The 5,442-nt window shown below is 41.6% G+C and carries 4 protein-coding genes and 1 pseudogene; all 5 read left to right on the top strand.

Annotated elements, in window-relative coordinates; genetic code table 11:
* A pseudogene (locus tag ACFIJP_RS08475) lies at window positions 1–894 on the top strand (hypothetical protein); the annotation flags it as partial.
* Window positions 895–900: 6 nt separating this feature from the next.
* Window positions 901–3,066, top strand: a complete 2,166-nt coding sequence (locus ACFIJP_RS08470) for a glycine zipper family protein (protein WP_375626948.1) — start codon at window positions 901–903, stop codon at window positions 3,064–3,066.
* Window positions 3,063–3,710, top strand: coding sequence for a transglycosylase SLT domain-containing protein (locus ACFIJP_RS08465; protein WP_375626946.1), 648 nt, complete (start codon window positions 3,063–3,065; stop codon window positions 3,708–3,710). Before ACFIJP_RS08470 ends, ACFIJP_RS08465 begins: the two co-directional genes overlap by 4 nt.
* A 12-nt stretch (window positions 3,711–3,722) precedes the next feature.
* Window positions 3,723–4,724, top strand: a complete 1,002-nt coding sequence (locus tag ACFIJP_RS08460; RefSeq protein ID WP_375626945.1) for a phage tail protein — start codon at window positions 3,723–3,725, stop codon at window positions 4,722–4,724.
* 8 nt (window positions 4,725–4,732) lie between these two features.
* Window positions 4,733–5,442, top strand: a 710-nt coding sequence (locus ACFIJP_RS08455) for a phage tail protein (protein WP_375626944.1), incomplete at its 3' end; no start/stop codon positions are given.

The raw sequence follows: 5,442 nt of genomic DNA, 5'->3' as shown, positions 1-5,442 counted from the left end.
GATGGGACGATAGCACAAAGTTTAGCGAATGCAGCTATGAATCTTCGTCGTGGTGATATGGAAAGAGAAAAAAGAGGACAGGTTAACCAGACTGTCGAGTATCTAAAATCTAAAGGGTACAGTGAAGAAGAGGCGCGGTTCATGGCTGGGAATAAAGATGCGTTGAATGCGTTTTTGGCACAAACGATCAACGGTGGAAACAAGAATCCACAATTTACCAATGACGGTAGGATGCTTGTGGAAGATCCTAATGCACCAGGTGGATATAGATATGTTACGGTTGAAGGTGGAAAAGCACATGAAGATATGCAAAAGCGTGAACAGTTGAAAAAATTACAAATAGTAGATGCGAAAATTATGAGAGAAAGTACATCACATGCAATAAATTCGGCTCTTGAGATACTTAAGGAAAATCCTAAGTCATCTACTGGTCCAATTGGTCAATTTTTACAGAATTTGTGGAACACACCGGCAGCACGTTTAAGGGATCATCTTGAAACAATCAGGGGAGGAGCAATGCTTCACAGGCTAGAGAGGATTAAAGCGCTATCACCTAATGGTGCTTCAGGATTGGGTAATTTGACTGATAAGGAAGGTGTAAGATTAGAAAATGTTTATGTTGCTTTGCAACAGAGTTTATCTCCTCAAGAGCTTATAAGGAATTTGCAACGTTTACAGGAGATTTATAACAAAGCAACAGATGCGCAATTAGCTATTTTGATGAATGATAACATAACAGCTGCGGATGTGGATGAAGCATTTGGAAGTGGTTCGCAACTATCACAAGGGAATTTGATAAATATACCAAAGATGAGTTTAGAAGAGGCATCTATTAAGGATAACGTACCTTATTTTAGGGACAGTTCTAGTGGTAAATTTTTGGTTGAGGATTAAATAGTAATGGACCCTTATAACATTTCTGAGAAGATGCGTTCTCAATATGTATATGCCAAGAATGGGAAGCGTTTTCGCGTAGTTGAAGATCCTGCTGAGATTGAAAAAATTATAAAGTTACATGCTAACAGTTCATCTTCATCTCAATATGTATATGCTAAGAATGGGAAACGTTTCCGCGTAGTTGAAGATCCTGCTGAGATTGCGAAGCTATCTAATTCTTTTTCTGAAAGTCAACAAAACACAAAAGATCAATCAACTACAACAGATGATTTTTCATTTGATGATAAAGATCTTACGTGGCGGAATGCTGTTATGAGAAATAGCGCGTCTGGTGCGATGGCAGATTATTTTGACGAGATGAAAGCAGCGAATGAATCGGGTTTTATAGATTATTGGCGTGGTGATAAGAAAGCAGAGGAGATATATAATAGACGGGTAGCCAAGGAACGTGCTTACCAAAAAGCTTTGCAAGAGAAATATCCTATTTGGTCCTCTATAGCTTATGCTGTTGGTTCACTTGTACCGACAGGACTCTCACTTTTTGTGCCTCCATTAAGGGCTTTGGCTCTTGCAAAGCATATGTCAACACTTGGAAATATTGGTAAGGCGATGATGTTCGGGGCAGGTTCAGGAGCTTTACATGGCTCTGGAGCAGGAGAGGGTCTTTCTGGTCGTCTTATATCGGCAGGGTTTGGTGGTGGTATTGGAACAGTAGCTGGTCCTATTGGTTCTCTTGCCGGTACAGTTGCTTCTTGGGGTACAAAAAAAATGGCAAGGGGATTGCAACATGTTCCCTATATTCCCTTTATGAAAGGAGGGCGTTTTAATCCTGCTCATAAGGAAGTTGAAACCAAAGCCGTTAGGGAAGTTGCAAAAACATTATATGATGATGGTGTTGAGAATGTTGCAGAGCGTCTTGGCTCTGCGCCCCGCCATGCATTTTTGACAGATATTAGTCCAAATTTAGAAGTATCCCTTGCGAATATGGGGAAGACAAATGTGCATGTTTCTGAACTTTTGAAAGGAGCACATGGGGAACGAGTGCAGAATGCTATTCACCGTATTGGTCAATCGGCAGATGAAAACATTACACCTCTTCAAGATACGAAAGTTTTAAAAAGGGTGCTTCAAGAGCAAGGAGAAAAAGAATATAAACATCTTTATGCAGAAGCAATGCAAACTCCCATAGCAAAAAAGCATTATCCAGCTCTTAATAGGCTTTTCAAAAATAAATGGTTTCAAAACGCTGTAAAAGAAGCAGTTGACACCTTAGAAGGAGACCCGCGCACAGCAATTGCTCAACGATTTTATGATAAAGATTTTATCCATATAAACTATAAACCCACAATGGCGTTATTAGATCAAACGAAGAAATCTATTGATGATTTAATCGAAAAGTCCCGGAATTTTGGTGATAAACAAAAGGCTACAGGGTACCAAATACTTAAGAATAATTTGGTAAAGATAACGGATGAAATCTCCTCTACTTACAAAGCAGCGCGGGCTAGTGTAGAAAAATATAAAGGTTTTCAAGAAGCGATAGAACAAGGCAAAAACATTGTACAGAGAGATGTTTCTGGAGAGGGGATTAAAGAAGGTCTTCGTAAAGGAGCAATGTCTAGTGGTCTCAATACTTATCATGTAGGGATGAGAGACTATATTGATGATCTATTAAAAGGTTCGCGTCCTGTTAATAGACTTTCGAATATTTTACAAACGGGTCGTATGTCAGATAATCTAAGCAGATCTTTAAGCTCTAAAAACATTCATGGGTTTAGAAAAGCTGTAGAGGATGAAAGGTTCTATGAAGATGCGGCGCAAAGAGCCCTAAAACCGTTTCAGGGAACGCCCGAACCTAATTATTTAACAGGTGTTAATCTACCGTACGGGAAAGTTAGTACAGCACGTGCAGGGGCAAAGATTACACAAAATATTTTATCTGATACGATTAGGAAATTACCTCAAAAAGAGAGACAAATACTTGAACGAGATATAGCGAAATTAGCAACTTTTGGCGTTAAAGGTATGAACCAGCAGGAAGTTGCTCAAATGTTACAAAGATTTATACGATTACATAAAGCAGGAATCGTTAGTGACCATTTGTGGCATTTCATTTCTTCGGTAATGGCAGGAGAAGCGGGAAGATTTTTAAGGAGTAAGGTTCAATGACCCGTTATAGTCCTGCTGTTAATCAAGCGATACGGCAAACGGCAGCGCGATATGGTTTGCCAGAGAGCTATTTGTACCGTGTTGCGCAAGTTGAAAGTGGAGGCAATCCGAATGCAAGGAATCCACGTTCTTCTGCTGGTGGGTTGTATCAATTTATCGATAGCACCGCCAAACAATATGGTTTGCAGGATCGTTTTGACCCCATGCAAGCGGCAGATGCCATGGGGCGGTTGACACTTGATAATCGCAATCATTTAAGCCGTCTGTTGGGAAGAGCGCCTAGTGAAGCGGAATTGTATTTAGCACATCAACAAGGGGCAGGAGGAGCCGCGCGTCTTTTGCAAAATCCCCATGCCAATGCGGCGCAAATTGTTGGCAGCAATGCGGTTGGCTTGAATGGTGGTAACAACGCTATGCGTGCAAGTAATTTTGTCAACCGTGTATTACAGATGTACGGAGGACAGCCTTATAGAGCAAGCCCTATAGCACAAAGTGGTTTTGGTAATAGGGACAACTTGTTAGAGGTTTTGAGGGCATTATTAGCATCACAAGAAGAAGCTTCGGAAGAAGAAGAGAGTGATGATGATAATCCTTTGATGACGCAATTCATGCGGGCGTTTTACGGACCATTTTACCGGAATTAGGATTTATGAGAGATGTCAACGATCTATGATTGGTCGCTTAGAGCGGCGGATAATACGCGTTCTGATAATTTGATTGATTGGTCCGAAGGACAGTATCCTAGCAGTGTGAATACGAGCGCCCGTGTGATGATGCAGCGCGTAAAGGAATACTTGTCAGACACGGGTGGAGAGCTTGAAGGCATTGTGACAAATGATCATGTCCAACAAACGAGTGTGATAAGACTTGCAAGCACTTCACAGTTTTTAGAGTATAAGAATGGTATCGTTTTGCGCTTTATGGCGACGGGCAGGAATGTTGGAGCGACCACGATTGTCTTAAATGCTTTAGATGGCAAGCCGGTTTATAAGGCAACGGAAACGGGTTTATCGCTTTTATCAGGGGGCGAAATCCAACAAGGGTGCATTTATACATTGTTTTATAATGGAGATCATTGGCATCTTGTTAATCCTACCTCTATCCCTTTAGAAGAAGAAAGCAGTCTTTATCCCACGGGTTTTATAGGAACGTTTGGAATGCGTGGGATTCCAAAGGATTGGTTAATTTGCGATGGGAAGGCTTATTTGCGTCGTGATTATCGTGATTTATTTGAGACGATAGGCACGGTTTGGGGAGAGGGGGATGGCGTTGAGACGTTTAATGTTCCCGATTTTCGAGGAATGTTTTTACGGGGGCTTGATGGAGGGCGCAATATTGATGAAGGGCGTTCTTTTGCAAGTGTGCAAACAGATTTAATCGAGTCGCATCAACATCAAGGACAGAGCCTTTCGATGTCTCATTTTACCAGCAACGAAAACTTTTGGGATGGGAATACGACAGATGTATTGGGCTATCGTCTAGGCTTGTTTGGGGGAAGCTCTCTAGCGAATTTTATGGGTATAGAGCGTGAGAATTTAGGGGGCTACATTGTAAGTTCTTATACTCTTGATGAGAGCCAAGAGGTTGTTTTGGAGAGCACTGGTGAGGGCGAGACGCGTCCAGTTAATGTGAGTGTTCTGTTTGCGATTAAGACATGAGGTGTAAGATGTCGACGATCTATGATTGGTCTTTAAATGCCTCCTTGAATGCCTATTGTGATGATTTGATTGATTGGTCAAAAGGACAACGTCCTAGTAGTCTGAATAATAGTGCTCGTGTGATGATGCAGCGTGTGCGTGAATATTTATCCGATACGAGTGGTGTGATTGAAAGTACCTTTACGGTTGATGCTGAACAACAGACGACGTTGATAAGACTTCAAAGTAAATCGCATTTTTTAGAGTATAAGAATGGGATATCAGTTTGTTTTAAAGCGAAGGGTAAGAATGTTGGGGAAACCGCAATTGCCTTGAATGATTTAGCCGCTAAACCTGTTTATAAGGCGACGGAATTAGGCATTCGTGCATTATCGGGGGGCGAGCTTCAAAGGGGGTGCATTTATAGCTTGGTTTATAGGGATCATGCTTGGCATGTTTTAAATCCTACGCCTCTCTCTTTATCACAAGAACCGGTTATTCCCATTTATCCGACAGGGACGATAGGAATTTTTGGGATGCAAGTTTTGCCAGATGGCTGGTTACCTTGTGATGGGAAGGCTTATTTGCGTAGTGATTATCCTGCTCTTTATGATGCGATAGGGATCAGGTGGGGAGGCGCTGATAGTTGGACGAAGTTTAATGTTCCCGATTTGCGTGGTGTTTTTTTACGAGGTGTTGATGATGACCGCGAGATAGACCGCTTTCGTTATCTTGGCAC

Source organism: Bartonella sp. MU37NMGALS (assembly GCF_042194015.1).
Taxonomy (GTDB): Bacteria; Pseudomonadota; Alphaproteobacteria; order Rhizobiales; family Rhizobiaceae; genus Bartonella; species Bartonella grahamii.
Note: the sequence above shows the minus strand (reverse complement) of the source record. Positions and strands in the feature narration are given on the sequence as shown.